Origin of the sequence: Halorarum halophilum, from assembly GCF_013401515.1 — an archaeon.
Lineage (GTDB): Archaea > Halobacteriota > Halobacteria > Halobacteriales > Haloferacaceae > Halorarum > Halorarum halophilum.
In genome coordinates, this window is record NZ_CP058531.1 from 42,669 (window position 1) to 61,426 (window position 18,758).

General features: G+C 54.7%; 18 protein-coding genes. 10 read left to right on the forward strand and 8 right to left on the reverse strand.

Features of this window, described 5'->3' with window-relative positions; all coding sequences use genetic code 11:
• Positions 1–14: 14 nt before the first annotated feature.
• From HUG10_RS19725 to HUG10_RS19740, 4 genes are all read right to left on the reverse strand, one after another.
• The gene (locus HUG10_RS19725; protein WP_179171416.1) at positions 15–440 is read right to left on the reverse strand and encodes a response regulator; all 426 of its coding nucleotides are present in this window, start codon (positions 438–440) and stop codon (positions 15–17) included.
• A gap of 447 nt (positions 441–887) precedes the next feature.
• Positions 888–1,136 carry a HalOD1 output domain-containing protein gene (locus tag HUG10_RS19730; RefSeq protein ID WP_179171417.1) on the reverse strand — a complete coding sequence of 83 codons (249 nt, stop codon included), beginning with the start codon at positions 1,134–1,136 and terminating at the stop codon, positions 888–890.
• A 752-nt stretch (positions 1,137–1,888) separates the two neighbouring features.
• Positions 1,889–2,281 carry a hypothetical protein gene (locus tag HUG10_RS19735; RefSeq protein ID WP_179171418.1) on the reverse strand — a complete coding sequence of 131 codons (393 nt, stop codon included), beginning with the start codon at positions 2,279–2,281 and terminating at the stop codon, positions 1,889–1,891.
• An 87-nt stretch (positions 2,282–2,368) separates the two neighbouring features.
• The gene (locus HUG10_RS19740; RefSeq protein WP_179171419.1) at positions 2,369–2,581 is read right to left on the reverse strand and encodes a hypothetical protein; all 213 of its coding nucleotides are present in this window, start codon (positions 2,579–2,581) and stop codon (positions 2,369–2,371) included.
• A gap of 133 nt (positions 2,582–2,714) precedes the next feature.
• On the opposite strand from HUG10_RS19740, the gene HUG10_RS19745 reads away from it, so the two are divergent.
• The 3 genes from HUG10_RS19745 to HUG10_RS19755 all read left to right on the forward strand — a co-directional run bounded on the left by HUG10_RS19745 (position 2,715) and on the right by HUG10_RS19755 (position 5,774).
• Complete coding sequence (locus HUG10_RS19745; protein ID WP_179171420.1) at positions 2,715–2,885, forward strand: hypothetical protein; 171 nt, start codon at positions 2,715–2,717, stop codon at positions 2,883–2,885.
• 1,386 nt (positions 2,886–4,271) lie between these two features.
• Positions 4,272–4,475 carry a hypothetical protein gene (locus HUG10_RS19750; RefSeq protein ID WP_179171421.1) on the forward strand — a complete coding sequence of 68 codons (204 nt, stop codon included), beginning with the start codon at positions 4,272–4,274 and terminating at the stop codon, positions 4,473–4,475.
• Positions 4,476–5,414: 939 nt separating this feature from the next.
• Entirely contained in the window at positions 5,415–5,774 is a 360-nt protein-coding gene (locus tag HUG10_RS19755) for a hypothetical protein (protein ID WP_179171422.1), read from the forward strand.
• 21 nt (positions 5,775–5,795) lie between these two features.
• On the opposite strand, the gene HUG10_RS19760 is transcribed toward HUG10_RS19755, so the two are convergent.
• The 3 genes from HUG10_RS19760 to HUG10_RS19770 all read right to left on the reverse strand — a co-directional run bounded on the left by HUG10_RS19760 (position 5,796) and on the right by HUG10_RS19770 (position 9,181).
• Positions 5,796–5,945, reverse strand: coding sequence for a hypothetical protein (locus HUG10_RS19760; RefSeq protein ID WP_179171423.1), 150 nt, complete (start codon positions 5,943–5,945; stop codon positions 5,796–5,798).
• Between the two features lie 306 nt (positions 5,946–6,251).
• A complete protein-coding gene (locus tag HUG10_RS19765; protein WP_179171424.1) occupies positions 6,252–7,823 on the reverse strand; it encodes a hypothetical protein in 1,572 nt (523 codons plus the stop codon).
• A gap of 716 nt (positions 7,824–8,539) precedes the next feature.
• Positions 8,540–9,181 (reverse strand): RAD55 family ATPase, encoded by a 642-nt coding sequence (locus HUG10_RS19770; RefSeq protein ID WP_179171425.1) that lies wholly within the window; start codon positions 9,179–9,181, stop codon positions 8,540–8,542.
• Positions 9,182–9,472: 291 nt separating this feature from the next.
• On the opposite strand from HUG10_RS19770, the gene HUG10_RS19775 reads away from it, so the two are divergent.
• The gene (locus HUG10_RS19775) at positions 9,473–10,789 is read left to right on the forward strand and encodes an MFS transporter (RefSeq protein WP_179171426.1); all 1,317 of its coding nucleotides are present in this window, start codon (positions 9,473–9,475) and stop codon (positions 10,787–10,789) included.
• A gap of 74 nt (positions 10,790–10,863) precedes the next feature.
• Here HUG10_RS19775 and HUG10_RS19780 read toward each other — a convergent pair whose 3' ends face one another.
• The gene (locus HUG10_RS19780) at positions 10,864–11,187 is read right to left on the reverse strand and encodes an FUN14 domain-containing protein (protein ID WP_179171427.1); all 324 of its coding nucleotides are present in this window, start codon (positions 11,185–11,187) and stop codon (positions 10,864–10,866) included.
• A 239-nt stretch (positions 11,188–11,426) separates the two neighbouring features.
• Between HUG10_RS19780 and HUG10_RS19785 the strand changes: the two genes are divergently transcribed.
• The 6 genes from HUG10_RS19785 (at position 11,427) to HUG10_RS19810 (ending at position 18,756) form a co-directional block, all read left to right on the forward strand.
• Positions 11,427–11,630 (forward strand): DUF4177 domain-containing protein, encoded by a 204-nt coding sequence (locus HUG10_RS19785; protein ID WP_179171428.1) that lies wholly within the window; start codon positions 11,427–11,429, stop codon positions 11,628–11,630.
• A gap of 87 nt (positions 11,631–11,717) precedes the next feature.
• Entirely contained in the window at positions 11,718–12,167 is a 450-nt protein-coding gene (locus HUG10_RS19790) for a type IV pilin (protein WP_179171429.1), read from the forward strand.
• Between the two features lie 218 nt (positions 12,168–12,385).
• Positions 12,386–12,823 (forward strand): hypothetical protein, encoded by a 438-nt coding sequence (locus HUG10_RS19795; RefSeq protein ID WP_179171430.1) that lies wholly within the window; start codon positions 12,386–12,388, stop codon positions 12,821–12,823.
• Between the two features lie 268 nt (positions 12,824–13,091).
• Entirely contained in the window at positions 13,092–16,061 is a 2,970-nt protein-coding gene (locus tag HUG10_RS19800; RefSeq protein ID WP_179171539.1) for a type II/IV secretion system ATPase subunit, read from the forward strand.
• A complete protein-coding gene (locus HUG10_RS19805) occupies positions 16,058–18,097 on the forward strand; it encodes a type II secretion system F family protein (protein ID WP_179171431.1) in 2,040 nt (679 codons plus the stop codon). The genes HUG10_RS19800 and HUG10_RS19805 overlap by 4 nt, the downstream gene beginning before the upstream one ends.
• Positions 18,098–18,195: 98 nt before the next feature.
• A complete protein-coding gene (locus HUG10_RS19810) occupies positions 18,196–18,756 on the forward strand; it encodes a DUF7287 family protein (protein ID WP_179171432.1) in 561 nt (186 codons plus the stop codon).
• The last annotated feature ends 2 nt before the right edge of the window (positions 18,757–18,758 follow it).

Sequence of the window (18,758 nt, forward strand, 5' to 3'; positions counted from 1 at the left end):
GTTTGGTTTGGGAGCTACTCAGGGGGAGTGTGGTTATGATTCACCCAGAATTTGACGATCTGCTCCGCTAATGCTTCGTATTCGCTCGGGTCGCTGGGTTTTCGAAGAAAGGCATTCGCGTGTAGTTCGTAGCTCCTGAGAATATCTTCTTCGTCATCGGAGTTCGTGAGAATAATCACTGGAAGGCCAGTGTGTTCTGGTTTCTCTCTCACTGATTCCAGTACAGTGAACCCATTGTCCTCTGGCAGGGTGAGGTCCAGGAGGAGCAAATCAGGTGAGGTAATGGATATACCGTCGTCCTCTCCAGAGAGTAGCTCAAGTGCTTCCCGTCGGGTTGCGACGGAGTGAATCAATGTCGTAGCTTCCACGTTGTTGAACGCTTCTTTGATATACTCGACATCTGTGAGATTATCTTCGATGAATAAAATATTCATGCCCATTTAGTTCAACTGACTAATTGTCATTGGCATTGATTTTGTTCACGGGGGCAAAAGGTGACTGTCTAAGTGATTAGGGAGATCGTGCTGCCTGCGCCGTCTCTCCAAGCTGTTCAGCCCGTTCCAAATTCGGAGCAGGTATCGCTGTTATTCTATCGGAAAATAGCATTCTTCTGAGAATAGACTCAAATATGGGCTGAGGATTTATTACGATAGGTCTGGGGCGAACAATTGGGCACACTTGGTGTCCCGTGTGCTCACTGCGGACCAGATCAGCGACACTCCCACGTATTGCCATAGTGGGCCCGCCAGCGGCCGCGTGGGACACTGAAGGGAAAGCTGGGGAACGTGAGTGACGTCGGGCACTCAGCATCTCGGGCTCAGCAATCGAGATGGTCATCACTCCAGACCATCCCCGACGTCCTCATCGTATCTACCAAAAACTCCCAATTACGCCGATACGATGACGTCTCCATCACCGCGAGCGAGTATCTGATAGTCGAGAAATGAGAACTCAACCGTGAGGTCCGCTCGCGCATCAGTGAGAAGTTTGTTGAGCGCGTCGGGATCCACGACATCGTTTAACCGCTCATCACTCTCGACTAACTGCTCCCCTTCTTCTTCCGCGACAGCCTCAAGAACACGTTCACTCACTGGTGGAACTGCAACTTTGGCACTGCTGGCATCCTCTTCTCTCATCGGTCGGGTCGTGCAACTGGAGCAGCAAAAAAAAAACTCGCTTAAATTATGAAGGAGTTGTGCCCTTGCAATTGGGTTTCAAGGCAAAAATATCGGCTGAAAGGGAGTTACTTGAGATGGGAGTGGCTGCTAAATTGAGATTCGATTATGAAACTGGTTCAAACACTGTGTTTCCGCAGGAACAGGCGCCAGACGTCCCGATTGGTCTCAGTCCACCGTTTTCCGTTCGCTGAAGTGGATACACTTTCCCACAGGCTGTGCACCGGCCAAGCTTGTCGGGATCGCCACCGGATCTTGGCCTTGGTACCACGTCGCTCCCCGCTTAGAATCCGGTTCGGATAATTATTACTGCGATTTTTAATTAAAATATCTGAACCATTCTGACTTCAATTCTAGTCATTATTGTGGCCTTGTCGTTGCTATTGCCACGGACTACGCTGTCAGTCTGGTTGTCAGCGACCCGCCGGGGCGACTCAAGCCCCAGCTGATCGCCGGGTGCGAGACATCCCGCGCCCCCACACTGTTTCCACTCTACTCCTACAAACAAAGAGGCTGCAATGACACACCACTTTTCCGGAGTGTCTGACGCTCTCTCGCATAATCAGATTTCGATCGAATACCGAGCGTCGATACAAGAATGCCGGCCCCAAGGGAGAGAAAGGCCGGCATCTGCGGGTCCGACAGTCAGTTAGTCAGCCCACGTTGATAGTGGATACCGTCACCTGACATAACAAAAACGGTCATTGAGAAACTTACCCCCAGACGTCCAGCCCCACCTCGGCATACTGCCCAGGCGACTCGAATACCTGTTCTTCCTCCCCCAGTACGCCCAGGAGCCGGACCCAGTAAGGGATCGTCGTCTGCATGTAGCCGTCGCCCCAGTACACCTCGGTCGTGAAGTCCTCACCCGAGTAGCTGATCCCCTGCGACGTCTCCGCAGCGTGCAACTCCCAATCGGCGTACTCCCTTACGATCTCCGTGTACCCGTCCTCTGCAGCGGAACAGGCCGTCACCAGCACGGGCACCGAACACGCCTCCGCCAGCTGGGCGAGCAGCGCGGTCGAGAGCTCCAGGAGGCGCTTGTCGATGAACCCCGGGACCTCCGTATCGCGGTAGTGGAACGCGATGTTCGAGGCGACTATCAACTCCGCCCGCGGTGACGCCCGCTCGAGGACCTCTCGAATCAGCGAGTGCTGCTGGTAGCCGGTGAACGCTCGCGAAATTTGGAGGTGCTAGAGGACGTGCTCGCCCGGCGCGAACTCGTACATCAAGATAGTCGAGAAGGCGTTCGCGCTGTCGACCCACCACGCCTGGCGCGTCTGTCCGTCGACGAGGTGGGAGACAATGAGCTGCTGCAGTCCCCCCGAGCGATACTTTGGCGTCGTGAGAAGCGTCACGCCCTGCTCGAGGTCGGGGACTGACTCGCCGAGGAGGTCACTTCTCATCGTTGAGCTCCCGGTGATCGAACTCGTCCTGGAGGTCGGCTATGTCGTGGCGGACCGCCTTGAAGACGTCCTCGCTATCCTTTCGCTCAGAACAGGGAAATAAGTATACAATATAGACAACTACGAAACAAACATGGGTAAGATGGAAGTCATCCTAACGAACAACTCGCAGATTGAAGACATAGCAAAAGTAGAGGAGGGAGAAAACGGAGTGTTTCTTCACCGCAACACTGGTTCTGTCGTGGAGAAAGTAGGATACGTCCCCTACAATTCCCTTTTCTTTGCACGTCCCGCTGAGGAGTAGGCAGGCCAACTCACCGAAAATCTGTGTGCTTAGTGCCCCAGATTCTGTTGTCGCCACGTTTTCGCCGGACCTCGTCGGAGCTGTACCCACAGGACCCCTCAGAGCCACGAGGTTCCTCGCTGTTGCACTCGGCGATCGTCCGGGAGCCACTACGTTTCCGCCAAGAAGTCCAGTACAGCGAATCTTCGGGCTTCCAAATCAAAACAGTCCGTTCCCAGAGTGTCTGCACGGGTACTGGACGAGGCGAACTACAATTATGGAACACAAATACTCCACTCGGGCTTCCGAGTTAGATGAACTCCTAACTGTATTGGCTGACCAGCACTGTCGTGCCGTGCTCTTTTACTTCCAGGACACATCGGCGGATGTCGCAACCGTTGACGTCCTTGCGAGCGAGCTCAGCACCGGGGACAACGAGGACTTGGACCAGATAACCGACAGTTGCACCATTCAACACTGCCACGCTTGGAATCAGTCGACGCAGTAGAGTAATACCATCAGAATGGGTCAGTCCGGTACCACGGTCACGCCGGACTGGAGACGTTCTTAGCCGCAGTTACAGACCACTAATCGAATCGCATTCCTTACACCACTTCGGAGCGGCACATTCCAGTAAGACGGAGTTGAACACGCCGGCTGAATTCATCGAGCGTGTCGACAGCGACACCCAGCAGGTGCACTGGAACCTCGAGCAGATTGCCGAACTGGATCGGATCGAGTTTGAGAGCGACGGAGCAGGAAAACCGAGGCGACCGAGTGTGTGGTACGATGCGATTGCGGCCGTACACAGTATCGTTCGTTTATGAGGTCAGCGTGTGGAGCACAATCATTTGGATGGGAATGTTATAGTCGCGGTAGTACTGTTGAAACTCGGCGCCCCATGCCGGTCGTCACTTCGGACCATGAACCCCCAGTACTCGTCCAAGCCGACTCCAGAGATGATAGCCACATCAGTCTCGGCAATTGCCTTCATCACGCCCCGTGCTTTGGATTCCAGTGGACACGCAACCAGGGACTCGCTGTCAAACTGGTCCACCATCTTGAAGAAGTAGAAAGTGACCAAGATCGCAAACGTCGCTGTACAACTCTAATTTGGACGGACTATAAGTACCCGTAGCAAACCCTACGACTAAGCTATACTTGATTCAGTCGTACTCCTCGTCCACTGAAGTCACAATATCGAAGACCAGGATTTTCCTCTTCGCACTCAGGGTAGGACATAGTGCCGTACTATTTTTATAATCTTGTATCGCTTCGTGTGATTTGCAAGTGAATACCTCCATGAATAGGTTCCCGGTGGTTTCTGTTCCAGTTTCGGCGAATCTGCATCTTCCACCGCGCACGCAGGGCTAACGTTCATGTCATGTCCCGCCGAATATATCGGCAATGAGCCAGGAACACATTGATGACCTCGAGGCCGCCGGCGCAGAGATCGTCGAGGCCACGGACGATGCGACCGGGACGCGCATCGCCGTGAAGTTCGCGGGGAGCGCGTCGGCGCTCACCCAGTCGGTCGAGCTCGACTATCTGGTGGTCGACTCCATCAAGTCTGCACCCGAGTCGACGATGTTCATGGTGGCGCCACTCTGAGGAATTCCGGGTCTCAGTTGACTGTCGGGAAAATGGGGTGTGGAATTGCAGTATTCGAGAACGACCAGGCATACGACTCCGTTATGCTAATCTAGCGTTCCCAGATTGAAGGGTGAACACGCTCCCTTCCAAAATCAAGAACCGAGTTCGTCCTGACTGCGGCTTGGAATTTCCAAGACGGTATTTCACTGTCCCTCGATTAATATCAGTATAGGTGCCAATATATTTAATATAACCAGGTATCTACGAATTTTCGGGCGCACGTGGTGTCCCGTGTGCTCAGGCGGCCCAATGTCGACAGTACGTCTCGTCGGCCTTTCCGAGCCGCTCATCGCCGCGTGGGGCACCTGTGGCAAAGGGGGAAACAGATGGGCGTCGGAAAATCGACACGTCGAGGTCATCTGACGTGGTGGCCGTCTCTCACACGCGACCACCCCCGACGTCCTCATGGCAAGCATTGAGACGATGGAGAGCTATTCGCCTCCGGTTTTCGAAGGGGATGCTCATCTCGAACTCCACAGGAGCAGTATATGCGACTATGTCTCCAAAATGACGACGACCTCACGTTGATTCCGTTTTTTCCCCTCGTTTCGAATATGAGCTATTCGATCGAATATGGACGCTCGGAGAGTCTGAGCGGAATTCGATTATTCACTTGCCGATAGTACTGACAATGATGGTCGGAACTGAGCCTCCATGCGACTCTGTGCTCGGTGTTCCCCTTATCCCCAGACATTCATCGATCCACCATCCGGAGTGAACCAATTGCTCGGTACAGATGCAGAATACTTCGTACAGTACAGGGGCTTTGCCGGCTCCAAGAAGCAGTATGCACGATGAGTGGGGCTGAGTCAGGAATAGTTAGAGCGTGTCCGTTCATCTCCGGCTGAATCTCCTCTTTCAGGGGAAACTAACAACTTCCAATTCAAGTGCGGATGTATGGACCCAATCGACTTAGTCCGGTTTTTGCAACACAAGGCACGGGAATACCACCGCGGAACCGTCCAATATGACGGATCCGAAATCGACATTCTCTATCTACGGGACGATATTCGAGAGGAACGATTATTGAGCCAGATCGATCGGATATTGAAACGCCTTCGTCCCGAGGCAACATCGAAAGAAGAGCGCTCATTCCCGTTCGGCGACATGCATGCGACGGTTCGGATTTTCGACGAGGCAATCATTCTTCACTTCCCCACAGGGACCGATAAGGGGACGGTCGTATCCTTGGCACCGGAAACTGCCCGTAACCTCAACACGTTCATCGGCGAGTGCATCCGTCGGATTCGGAGCTAACCTCGACGCACGTGGGCACACTCAGTCGTACTTAGTCCGAAGCGTGGTGATCGTCAGGGCATAAACCGTGCCGCAGTGCTCGCAGATCGCGTTCGTGCTGATCTCGATATCTCCCCCACGAGTAAAGTCAGAGACCTCCTCGCCACACCCACACTTGAACTGATATTCCATTGTTTTATTCATCCCTCATATTATCCCAACGAATAAGTATCTTTGGCTCGAATTATTATACTCAGAAACCCACCTGGCGGCAGATTGGGTCCTCCTCAACTGGACAAAACAGAATTGGTAGGGTAGAACTCGTCGTGTACCCATGTCACTCACCATCTGCTGTCCCTTCGTATCATCAACGACCCACGATCAGAAAGCTCGACTGGAGGTTGAATCAGTCCGGTATGTTGTTGCTAACCTCCGTTAATGGAGTCGACTGTCACACAAATGTGCGTCTCGGTGTGACCACTTCTCGTGGCCGCGCTCTTAGAGGTACTCGTTCCCCCGAGTGGTTACTGAGGCTGTATCGGAGTTGTTGATCCCGTTCTGGAGGATATTGTCGAAGACCCGCCCGGTCGAGCCATCGTAGAATCTAATCGCCTCGTATCCGCCGAGGGATCGAAGCTGGGACCCCTGGACAAGGGTGTTTTCACCCCGGATGACCAGCGGGTAATGGCGGGCGCGAACGGTGCTGTTGACAATGTTGCAGTTGTCCCCACCAACGTTGATTCCTTGACGAAGGTTCGTCCCCGGTTGTTCGACTGTCACTTCCCGGAACGTGACGTTGTCACGGCTCGCCAGGATTGCTTCACGACCACCAGTCGCGCCGGAAGCGTTGCCTGTTACTTTTGTGTTCTCGACGATGACGCTGGCCGCGTTTCCAGACGCCCCCCCTTGCAACGCGATGGCATTCCCTCCTTCGTCAGCACCGGTGCTGGTGATCTCCGTATCGACGATTCGGACCGGACCAGTGTTCTTACTCACGTTGATTCCGCGGCTGGGCCGATCGCCCATGAAGATTTGTGTGTCGGTGATGGTGGCCGACTCAATCCCATTGAGAACCGAGATGGCGTCACCGTTTGGCCGATTCAGCTGGATGTCGGCGTTGTTGACCATGACGTTCGCGCCGGCGTCCAGACGGATGCCACGCTGGTTTAGGTGGTCAACATCATTGTGATCGACGACGACCTTGACGTCCTTGATCGTGCTGTTAGCACCGCCGATCCTAATGTTCGAGACGTTGTTGTTTCGGTAATGACCGCCCTGAACGACAACGGTCCCGCCGCCGCCGGTGACGTAGAGACCATTGTCGTGGCAGGATCGAATGATGCAGTCGCGATACCAGAGCGTCCCCACGTGATTGCGGTTAGTCGTAATTCCGGACCGCCCCGGGACGACTCGCGAGCCATCATCCGTTCGCATCGGGCGGACGCCGTCAGGGAATGCGAATCGATCGATTACGCCGCGCCCGTCTGGGTCGATGATATTGAACGTCCCGCCAGATTCTGCGGCCGTATCGTGTACTCCACGGACGAGGATATCGCGTACACGGAGGCCATCGTTCATCGTCGATTGAATCGCCTTTACGCCACGACCGGGTTCGGTCTGGTCGAATGTCAGTGACTCGACGAGGAGGCCGTTGCCTGGCGCATACGGCACGCCGAGTTTGAACGCGATATCGGTACTGAACCCCCTGTGTGGACCAATCTTGATTGTCGCATCCTCTCCGATAAGGCCAAAATTGGAGAAGCCGGCGAACCGAATCGTGTCGGTCAGAAGGTACGACCCCGGCGGGAATTTGACGAGGGTGTCATCGGCGAGAGCCTCCTCGAGTACCGGATTGATGGACTCTTCTCCAGTGTTGTCTGCACCGGCCTCAGAAATATCAATGACATTACTGAATCCTTCCTCTCTCGCAGCGACCCGACTACCATCCTGATTTTGCTGGATCGAACTCTCCTGGTCCAGGGTAGTCTCTCCTTTGGTTGCCTCGGTCGTCCCACCCCAGACACCAGCTCCTAGAACCGGGAGTGACGTTGCGCATCCGGCGGCTTTCATGAGCGATCGCCTGCTGCTGCGCATTTCACGCATAATTCCAACATCGGGCGGACTGCATTTAGTTTCTTTCTAGCTTCGCTAGCTAATTTTATCATCTAGAAACATTTAACCTAAATTTTTTTAAGTGAAATAAATCCCACCATAACCGACATAGCGTCGCACGATGGCTCGCAAGCCCATTCATCGACGACCCCCCGTCACTGACTACCGCCTCGCGGAGAAGAACAGGAATACCCGAGGAATTCTCGAGATGAGGAAGAGCGGTCTAGCGTACCTACGTCACTGCAAAGGCCCCTCTCCCATTCTCCTGGCTTTTATCGAGATATCACTGTGAGATTCCTGAATGGATTGGAAGTAGATAGACAACCCTGAATCATCTGTAATTTAGGGATTTATTGCGAGGTCATAAACCTGATGGAAACTTCATGCACCGGTGAACGACGAACTTACTTCGCAAAAGCGACCATGTCGACGGAGGTTTCAAAGGCCCTATGGGTCTTGAATTGCGACAGTCGAGAGTATTTAGTTTACTCCAGCGGTCGGCGAGCTTTCGCCATCGCCACTTCTGCTATATTGGCTTCTACTTCGAATTGGGGTGACGAGCTTGTTCGATCAGCAGTCTCTCAAGGGCTGGTCTCACGGGAATCAGTACGTCGAAGACGTATTCAATGATACAGGAGAGTGGTTTTGAGAGGCCCTAGAATAGCGTTCGTTCGTTACGCGATCCGACGGCTTGTATCGACGCGGACATGATCGCTAATGACGAGCGGGATGGGTTCTGTGAGCGCTCGTCCCCCGCGCGCTTTCGTGACGAGAAGCCGGTTGTTGATCTCTCGAGAGTTGACGAGCTGTTCAAGCCGCCAGACGTAATCAGTTCGCTTCAACGTGAGTCGCCGGCTCTCGGGCATCGGTTCCGTGTCGAGCGCATGAAAAACCCCGACACTATCCGTCTCGCGAAGATGGTTTTTCAACCCGTTTACGAACGAGAGAAACTGGTCGTACCCTGTTCGTTCGAGGCCATCGACTGAGTCGATAACCACGAACGATTCCGGGCGTATCCGCTCTAGGTACTGATCGGAGTTCTCCAATAACTCGCGTGGCGTGGCATGCATGAAGTCAAGGTCAAAGGGGCTCTGAATCGCTGTTCCCTCGATCGCTGCCCGAAGTTCAGCCTCCGCAGGATTGGTTGTTGAGATGTACAGCATCGGCTGGGATGTGGCAAGATGGTAAAGGAGAAGTTCACTCTGAGAACCTGCAGGTGCTGTCAGTGTTAGCAACTTGCCGCTTGGAATCCCACCGTCGAGACGAGAATTGAGGAACGTCAGACCCGTCGAATATCGACGTTTAAGGGCGGCCATGAGAGGACATCTAGGGCTTATTGGCGGAACCACTTGTAGGTGGGCCGTTCGACTACTGCTTACCTTGGTTTATCGCGGTGCCTTCGGCTCCTCTCCTAGAACAGGCCCCCTGCGTCGGTATACTGATCCAATTCGCAAATCTGACAAGCACCTTAGGGGAGTTATTCGGCATTAGAACGGAGAGCTCTGGTCGTTAGTCCTAGACGGATTTCTGCTATTCTAGCCACTACCTTCCTAATGAGCATAATCTTTGCCAGTTGATTTTTATCTTCTAATCTCTGAATATATGGCATGGCTGAGCGATGGTTAGCTGCATGGGGATTAGGATCAGTTGCACTAGGTGGCGCATCGTTACTCGTTCCACTCTATATCGTTGAGCTCGGTGCTAACCCGTTCATGCTCGGAATATTAGCGGCTTCTGCAGCATTTATCAGCGCACCAGGGGCGCTTGTTCTCGGCAACATCGCTGACAGGACCGGGAAACGCCGTGTGTTTGTACTCACAAGTCTCACAACGGTGACTGTGGCTCTTATTCTCATTCCGTTTCTCTCTTCGATTTTGCTCATTATTGGCCTCAACGCGCTTGTTTGGTTTGCGGCGGCAGCAGCCGCACCGGTCCTCAACTTACTCGTGACAATCGACGTCCCCGAAGCCGAATGGCAGTCGCGGTTCGCCCTACTCAACAAGTATCAAGGGTGGGGGTGGTCAGGGGGCCTCATCCTTGGAGTTACATGGACCACCCTTTTGCCTCGATTGGTATCCCCCGTACTTGCACAACGGACGTTCTTTGGAGTGTGCGCGGTGTGTGGTGGTGCCGCGACTCTGGCGTCCGCTCGCTTACTTCCGGCTGAGTCGAAAATCAGCGCAAACCGTCCAAACACCCGTCGAGTAGCCCGCCATTTAACGAACGTTCGTCAACTGACGGTTCGTGGTGCAACGTTCCCCTTCATGCGCGGTCGGTTCTACTGGACCACCCGATCATTCCAGCCAGCGCAATTACTCGATCGGTTAACGCAGAGGCTCTCACTCTATTTTGTTGCCGTGATTCTCTTTTTTTCTGGATTTAGCGCCTTCTTTGCGCCACTTCCGATTTACCTTAGCGGTGTCGGGTATGGTTCTGGCGAGATATTTGTTCTCTATCTTGTATCGAGTCTCGGCTCCGCAGCATTCTACGTGACAGCTGGAAACCTCGTGAGCAGGTACGACATTAACCTTCTGCAAACAGGAGGATTGCTGCTGCGAGCAATAGCGCTTCCAGCGGTCGCGCTTGTTGGTACTGCCCTTGCTGCATCATTCACTGGGCTACTTGTGAGCGCGATCATCTTCGTCATCATCGGCTTGTCATGGGCGATCATCGCAGTGACAACAGCGACGATCGTTACACGTCTTGCTCCTGCCGGAACTCGTGGCCAGGTACTTGGGATCTATACCGCGCTTTCAGCACTCGCAGGAGGTGTTGGAAGCGTCCTCGGAGGTTGGTTAGCGAGTAAAGGATACATGATCGCCTTTGGTGTTGCCGGAGGGCTCGTGTTTGTTGGGGCGATACTCGTTATTTCTATTCGATATGTGTCTACTCACTCTAGGGAACCCTCTCTTTCCACAGGATAGTGATTTTTATAATCCGAGGGCCTTCCTAGCGGTCATTATTGAATAGTCCGATTCGGAATTCTGTAATGAAACTGCTATGTTATTCTGAACCCGATAAAGAATCCCCCAACGAACCCTGCACTAATGCTTAGCGTTGAGAGAATCGTCATCACCCAAGTCGGCGAGCCACTTGAAGGACCACCCAGCTCCAGAATTCCCGCTGTGAGCTGTTCCCAATCTACTGCGATCACCTCTCGAGATTCGAGAAATTTGAAGAGCGCAACCACAATTCCGATGATTACCGCGACAAGTTCGATTAGCTTTTTCGCTGCGATTCCCGCGAACATTCCGATGAACAGTCCCCCACCGAATTCCAACCCTAACTGATATGGATCGACCCCAACTTCCATAAGATTCATAGACACTCCCAATGTAAAATACCAATGCTTGCTTCGGCAACACTTATTCAGCCATTACTGCACTGATGCGATCTCCGCGCCCTCAGGGTCACAGATTCTCCGTTGGTCTCGTTCAGTTCTTCTTTGGTAGGTAACATTGGACTCCACGGACACCCTTCTTTCTACTATCTTCACAAATAATATATAATATAATTAACTAGATGGGGAATATTTTTAGACTGGGGAGATAGAAATTAGATATGGTCCAAAAATGGGACTATAAAACAGTCAATCCGTCTGAATCGTACGCTGGCGTCGAGGTCCTGTCGAATGACCCTGAATCAGCACTCAACCAGCTGGGTGATGAAGGGTGGGAGTTAGTAGAGACCGTTGAGGAAAACATCGGGAAGAGCAAGTATCTCGTTTTTAAACGCCCGCGCTCAGAGGACATCGCGCTGGATTAATTTCCCCCTAATACTTCTTAATTTACTATCCAAAATTCATATAAATAAGGCGGGAGAGTACGCAACCGGAGGCTTCGAACTACTATAATGAATCTGAAAGAGCTGTACCACGACGAACAAGCCGTCTCACCAGTCATCGGGGTCATCCTCATGGTTGCAATTACCGTGATCCTCGCGGCCGTCATCGGGACGTTCGTGCTCGGTCTCGGGAACAACCTGCAGGAAACCTCGCCGAACGCGAACTTCCAGTTCGATTTCGAAGAAAGCGATGTGCCAGCCGGCTATAACGTTACGGCAACTCATCAGGGAGGGGCGACTATCAATTCGGACAACGCTGACACCCTCACTCTGAATGCCTCAGAAATGGATGGTGGGACTACATCGGGAACAGAGTTCCCAACCTTCGATAGCGGTGGGGTAAGTTCTGGAGATTCAGCGAGTCTAACTGGAGTTGCATCAGGATCGGATGTCCGTGTCATCTGGACTTCGACTAATGGCGGCAACTCCCAGACACTCGCTACCGGTCAGGTCCCCTAACCTCGTGAACTCCAGGGACCTCGTTATCGGCCCAGTTGTCGGGGTTGTCCTCATGGCGGCGACCACGTGATCCTCTCGGCCGTCATCGCCCCGTCCGTAATCAAACTGGGAGACCTGGCTCAGGAATCGTCAGCGAAAGCAGGTTTCAGCGTCGGCTCTCCTTCCGATGCTGGGTATACTGATGAACAACGCCGAGAGCAGTTGAAGAAAGATGCTTCGTGAAGGAAGTCCCAATGAAAATTGGTAATACAATCCTCGATTGTGACGGTAACGAACTCAAAGTTCGAGAACAGGCAAACGACTGCGCAGTAACACTTCGGAAAGTGGACTGTGAAGACGAGATGACTGCCCCATATTTCCTGCCCAAGCGATGGCTGTCGGGGACCGTCCGGGGTGAAAAGTTCCTCTCGTTTGCCGACGAGACCGTCCTCGAAGACGGGACTGTTCTCGTTGACAGCGATGGCCACAGGATACAGGTTGAAAATATCGACGATTCAGACCTCGTATCACTGGCCGACTTCGAAGATGAGACCATCTATTACTTGGAGAAAGAGTGGGTTGAGAACGCGATCGAAGGATGTTCCTCCTTCGAAATGCGCAGAGATTTCTTACCCTTCTTGAAATTCTCGGAGTTCGATTTGGAAAGTGAACAGTAATCCAATCAAGCTGGCAGTTCAGAGATGTCCCCTCGAAATAACTCCTCATCTCTAAGGCTGACCGAGATTCTTTCGCTCTCGAATGATAGAGTCGGTAGGGATGTTCAGCATCCTTTCTGTTAATTTCGCTATCTTTACCAGCAAATATTTGTGCGTGATGTGAGAGCCATACACTGAACATGTGGAGGATATGTTGGTTCGGTGTAAACTTCTCCCACTCTCAATCAGTACCCCCGCAAGGGGAGTCCTCTGATGTCTTCCTTCGATGATGGTCGTGGATGATGCTGAGACCTCCGACTCGAAGCAGGACGAGGAAAGTGATGGTGATTCCACGGGTACCAGCGCCACGCCCAACGAAACGACGACCCCACCAGCGAGGGTTGGCACGTATACGTGGGAAGATTTTCTTGCCGAATACGCTCCGGATGGAACCGCCGATGAACTGTATGGCGAACGCGATCACACTCCCGGCAGCGACCGGCGGAAAGACTCGTCGGCCGGCGCCAGACCGTCAGATAGCGACTGGGACCGCATCGACTATGATGTCAGCCCGCACCTTGGCTTCCATCCGGACGACATTGAGTCGCGGGTCGACGACGCAAGGCGGGACGCGACGGACCTTCAGTCATACTTTGAGCAGTGGTGTGACCCTGAAACGACGCCCGTCCGTAAGGACCACTACGTCTGGGAACATTACAAGGCCGAATATTACTACGACGAAGAGGGGAACCCACCCACCGAAGACGGGAAGCTGGTCGAGTTCGATCCTTCACCGAAGCTTGGCTTTGAACCTGACCAAGTCGAGGAGATTATCGGCCATCTGAGCAAGCGTGCTCCCGAACTCGCGGACCTCATAGACGAGCGAACGGTGAACGTCGCTGGGAATCTTGACGAGGATGCGTTCTTCACGAAGGACGACGGTACACCCACCGTCGTCAGCCGGTACGACCTGGAGAAGGCTGTCCCGATGGCAAAGAAGACCCACTTCCAAGAGGTGGAGCGTTACTGGGTGCACGAGCCGTACACGTTCGTTATCATCTTTCACTCGACCAAGGAGAACGAGAAAAAATACTACGTCATCGAGCCGTACATGAACAACGTCGAGTCGAACTTTCAGGAATTCATGACGAGCAAGTTACGCACGGCGATCAAGTACTCCGACTCGGACGTCGCCGTTGGCAGCGAAGACGACCGCGCGGCGGTCATCGAACGGGAGACGTACGGGCTCCTTGAGCGGTATGACCTCTACGAACGCGAACAATCGGCCGGTCTCGTCGATCGACTCGCCGAGATGCTCAGCGTCGAAGCGGACAGCGATCGTCTACCCGCTCGGTTGCTCCGAAAGTTTGGCTGGGAGCCATTCACGGCGGACTCCTCCACTCTCGAAGGAATGTCAGTGCGACCGGAGCCTGTCGTCCTGGCGGAAGACGCACACACGTTGAACCAATTCCAAGTCAACAAACTCCTCTACTACCTTCAGCGCGACTTCATCGGCTACGAGCGCATTGATGGCATCAAACACGACGTCAACGTGGAGGATATCTCCTGTGACGGGTACAACAGCCCCGTCTTCGTCTACCACGGCGACTACGAGCAGATCATCTCGAACGTCTATCACGGTGAGACGGAACTCGACGACTTCGTAGTGAAACTCGCCCAACGGTCTGGGAAGGGTATCTCGAAGCGTCGTCCCCAGGTTGACGCGACACTCCCGGACGGCTCACGTGCCCAGCTCACCCTCGGGAGAGAGGTGTCGGACCACGGGACGAACTACACTATCCGCCAGTTCAAGGAGGTTCCATTTACACCGATCGACCTCATCAACTGGCACACGTTCTCGCTCGACGAGATGGCGTTCCTCTGGCTCTGCATCGAGAACCACAAGAGTCTGATCTTCGCCGGTGGGACAGCGTCCGGGAAGACGACAAGTCTGAACGCCGTTTCATTGTTTATCCCCTCGAATGCGAAAATCGTCTCTATAGAGGACACCCGCGAGGTCGAACTCCCACAGCGCAACTGGATCGCGTCGGTCACCCGCCCGTCATTCTCCGACGACGACAAGGGCGACGTGGACGAGTTCGACCTGCTCGAGGCTGCGCTCCGACAACGGCCAGAGTACATCGTGATGGGCGAGATCCGGGGCGAGGAAGGGCGAACACTGTTCCAGGTCATGTCGACCGGCCACACGACCTACACGACGTTCCACGCGGACAGCGTCGGCGAGGTGCTAAAGCGATTCACTACCGAGCCAATCAACGTCTCCAAGACGATGTTCACGGCGCTCGACCTGGTCTCCGTCCAGACGTCGACGCGGGTACAGGGACGGAAAGTCCGCCGGAACAAGTCGCTGACCGAGATCAACCACTACGACGCCGAGAACGACGAGATCAACGTCCAAGATATCTACCAGTGGCAAGCCGAGACCGACCAGTATCTAGAGATGGGCGAGTCGAACACGCTCGAGGAGATAAAGTTCGACCGCGGCTGGAACCAGCAGACGCTTGAGGAGGAACTATTCAAGCGTGAGGTGGTCATCGCGTACCTCATCGACCGCGGGCTGAACACGTACACGGAAGTTGCGGCGACCCTTCAGGCGTTCATCAACGATGCTGACTCCATCCTCTCGCTGATAGCGACCGACGAACTCGAAGCGTCGCTCGAAGACCTCCGGGAGATGGAGTCGGTCCTCATCGACGTTGATCCCGAGATGGAGGCGATGGTCCCACGACCTGACCCGACCCCGGAAGTCATGGAACTCGCCGACGAGATTCTCGCACGAGCGGACGAAGACCTCTTTCCGCAATACCGCGAACATCCGACTGGCAGTATTGCAGAGGCGCTCGCTGACATCCGACCGGCCGAGCCCATCGAAGCACCTCCGTCCAGTGGCGAAGAGACATTCCCCGACCGTGATGGGAGTGATGACCGAGAGGAGACGTCCGCCACAGACGTAGGTGGAGATGACGAAGCCACTGCATTTGAGGACTGGGGCGACGCTGACGACGACCGGTTCGACGCGGGTATTGCCTTTAGAGAGAATCCTGGAGTAGGGGACGAACGCGACACTGACAGTGCGAGGGGTTCCCCCAACTCCGAGGCTGACAATACCACTGACCGCGGTGAAACCACCTCCGAAGAGACCGCATCCGATTCGAACGACGACGACTGGGAATTCGGCCGGTTCCACGATTCAAGTTCGCAGGCTAACCGCGATGAGGAGGAGGAGGAGGATCGATGAGCCTCAGGACGTCGCAGAGTGGGATGGGCGGCGACCGAGACGTACTCGGCGATGCGTTCTACCCGCTGTTCCAGCGCCTCTTTGACGAGGATGGTGACCTCGTCGACGATGTTGAGCGGAAACTTGCCGAGGCCCGGATGTCTACGACCGTCGAATTATACCTCTCACGATCGCTTGCCTATGGCGTCATCGTCGGGTTCCTGTTGTGGGTTGCCGGGACGCTGCTCGCGTTCATGCTATTCAATCTTGGTGTCATCACAGAGGAGATGCTCTCGCTCGGTGCACGCATCCCCAACATGAGGCTACTGAACCTCATCGTCGCCGCGAAGGTCCCAGTGGCCATCGGGCTTATCGGACTCGTATTCGGCTCTATCGGTTTTGGCATGGGCTTCGGAACGATGGTCGCGATTCCCTACTCGAAATCCTCCTCGCGGAAACGCGAGATCAACATGCTCCTCACCGACTCCGTCTCGTTCATGTACGCGCTGTCGGTCGGCGGGCTGAACCAGCTTGAGATCCTGCAGTCCATGGCAAAGGCTGAGGACACGTACGGTGAGGTTGCCAAGGAGTTCCAGAATATTGTTAACGAGACTGAATACTTCGGTATCGACTACCGGACAGCCATTCGCAATCAGGCGATCGAGACGCCAAGCGATGAACTCTCGCAGTTCCTCACCGACATGCTCTCCATAATCAACTCCGGCGGGGACATGGAGCAGTTCCTTGACGACAAGAAGGAGAAGCACATGCGCACCGCAAAACAGGAACAGGAGATGACCCTGGACACACTGGAGTTGTTCGGCGAAATGTTCATGACTCTCTCGTTGTTCCCCCTGCTACTGATCATCATCCTCGTCATCATGAGCATGCTCGGCAGCGCCGACGACGCCATGCTCTACGCGACCGTCTACGGGCTCATTCCGATGACTGGCATCGGCTTCTTGGTGCTGGTCTCGACGGTCAAGCAAGACGAGGTCGGCGACGGCTATCTCAGTCCGTCGGACTCCAGCACTCGTCTCAGAGGGGCACAAAGGGAGAGCCTGTTCCACCTCGGTCTCGTTGAATCGTTCGTCGGTGAACACAGCCTGTTCGATCGCGTCAGGTCCCGTGAGGGAACCTGGAAAACCAAGAAGCTCCTCACACAACCGCACCGCTTCTTCCGCGATCAGCCGGCGTACACGCTCGTGCTGACGGTGCCTGCGACCATTGCATTGCTGGCCGTTGCCGTCACATCCGGCTCTGCACCACGGTCATGGGAAGGCATGGTTGCCCAACCAGTCTGGGGGACATTCATCTGGATCTACGTTCCGATTTACGTGGTGGCAATCCCCTTGGCGGTGTTCCACACGTGGAACGTTCGCTCGCGCAACGCCATCATCGGGAAACTCTCGGATGACCTCCGGAAACTCTCGAGCGCCAACGATACCGGCCTCACACTTCTGGAATCGTTCAAGACTGTCTCCGAGACTTCCTCCGGAAAGCTCGCGAACGAGTTTGATATCATGTACGGAAAGGTGAAGTACGGGATGAGCCTCAAGGAGGCTCTGGTCGAGTTCAACAACAAGTACCACATTCCTCGGCTGGCTCGCACAGTCAAACTCATCACGAAGGCGCAGGAGGCGTCGAGCCAGATCACAGCCGTGCTGACGACCGCCGCTCAGGCCTCGGAGAACCAGGACGATATCGACCGCGAGCGCACGTCACGAACGCGCATGCAGATCGTCATTATCATCATGACGTACCTGACGATGCTCGCCGTCATGGCCATCCTGAAGACGCAGTTCCTCGATGTGATGTCCGGTCTGACCGCGCAGGCGGGTGGGAACAGTGGCAGCACACAGGCCGGAGGTATGAGCTTTGGTGGCGGTGTGGACACTAATGTCCTGTCGGTGCTGTTCTTTCACGCCGTCACGCTGCAGGCAATTCTCTCGGGGCTCATTAGCGGGTACATCGGGAGCGCCGACATCATGTCCGGCGTGAAATTCGTCGTCATCCTCCAGACGATCGCCCTCATGGTGTGGATGGTGGTCGGATGAACTGGCCGAAGGATAAGCGTCGGCGAACACAACGGCACCGAACGCTCCCCTCGCGGTTACAGCGGGATGGACGAGAGCGCTCGCGCGCCCAGACCACGGTGGACTTCGGCATCGGGGCCGGTATCTTCCTACTTGTCGTCGCCTTCACCGTTGCCTTCATTCCCAGTATGTTCCAGCCGTTCGATCAGGGGCTCCAGGAGGAGACGGTCGCCGCGGACCGCGTTACGGACCACCTCGCGGACGGAATACTTGCTCATCCAGCGGATCAAGGCACACTCGACATCGCCTGTACCGCGGCATTCTTCGATAACTCGCGCGACGACACCAGCTGTCGGTTCGACAACGCGGAACCGTTGGGCGAACGGGTCGGTGTCAGTGATCGAATTCGGGTGCGCGTGACAGTCATCGCCGACGCTACCGACGATGGAACGACCGGAACGGTCTGTCTCGCGGACGATGGAAACCCGAACAACGTCGGTCGCGTCGGTGAACGAACGGACGAAGGCGTCATCGCCGCGAATGGGGACAATCTCGGTCAATGCGAAGTCCCGTTTGAACTCGGTGGGACCTCACCCTCGGAGACCGGCTCGGTGGTATCGGCGCGGCGATTCGTGAGCATCGGCACCCTGGACGCCGCTCTCATTGTCAGGTCGTGGTGACA

Excerpts from the sequence above, each read along its gene's own strand:
- HUG10_RS19725 (WP_179171416.1), bottom strand. The coding sequence starts at position 440 with ATGGGCATGAATATTTTATTCATCGAAGATAATCTCACAGATGTCGAG.
- HUG10_RS19730 (WP_179171417.1), bottom strand. The coding sequence starts at position 1,136 with ATGAGAGAAGAGGATGCCAGCAGTGCCAAAGTTGCAGTTCCACCAGTG.
- HUG10_RS19740 (WP_179171419.1), bottom strand. The coding sequence starts at position 2,581 with ATGAGAAGTGACCTCCTCGGCGAGTCAGTCCCCGACCTCGAGCAGGGC.
- HUG10_RS19745 (WP_179171420.1), top strand. The coding sequence starts at position 2,715 with ATGGGTAAGATGGAAGTCATCCTAACGAACAACTCGCAGATTGAAGAC.
- HUG10_RS19750 (WP_179171421.1), top strand. The coding sequence starts at position 4,272 with ATGAGCCAGGAACACATTGATGACCTCGAGGCCGCCGGCGCAGAGATC.
- HUG10_RS19755 (WP_179171422.1), top strand. The coding sequence starts at position 5,415 with ATGGACCCAATCGACTTAGTCCGGTTTTTGCAACACAAGGCACGGGAA.
- HUG10_RS19760 (WP_179171423.1), bottom strand. The coding sequence starts at position 5,945 with ATGGAATATCAGTTCAAGTGTGGGTGTGGCGAGGAGGTCTCTGACTTT.
- HUG10_RS19765 (WP_179171424.1), bottom strand. The coding sequence starts at position 7,823 with ATGAAAGCCGCCGGATGCGCAACGTCACTCCCGGTTCTAGGAGCTGGT.
- HUG10_RS19770 (WP_179171425.1), bottom strand. The coding sequence starts at position 9,181 with ATGGCCGCCCTTAAACGTCGATATTCGACGGGTCTGACGTTCCTCAAT.
- HUG10_RS19775 (WP_179171426.1), top strand. The coding sequence starts at position 9,473 with ATGGCTGAGCGATGGTTAGCTGCATGGGGATTAGGATCAGTTGCACTA.
- HUG10_RS19780 (WP_179171427.1), bottom strand. The coding sequence starts at position 11,187 with ATGAATCTTATGGAAGTTGGGGTCGATCCATATCAGTTAGGGTTGGAA.
- HUG10_RS19785 (WP_179171428.1), top strand. The coding sequence starts at position 11,427 with ATGGTCCAAAAATGGGACTATAAAACAGTCAATCCGTCTGAATCGTAC.
- HUG10_RS19790 (WP_179171429.1), top strand. The coding sequence starts at position 11,718 with ATGAATCTGAAAGAGCTGTACCACGACGAACAAGCCGTCTCACCAGTC.
- HUG10_RS19800 (WP_179171539.1), top strand. The coding sequence starts at position 13,092 with ATGGTCGTGGATGATGCTGAGACCTCCGACTCGAAGCAGGACGAGGAA.
- HUG10_RS19805 (WP_179171431.1), top strand. The coding sequence starts at position 16,058 with ATGAGCCTCAGGACGTCGCAGAGTGGGATGGGCGGCGACCGAGACGTA.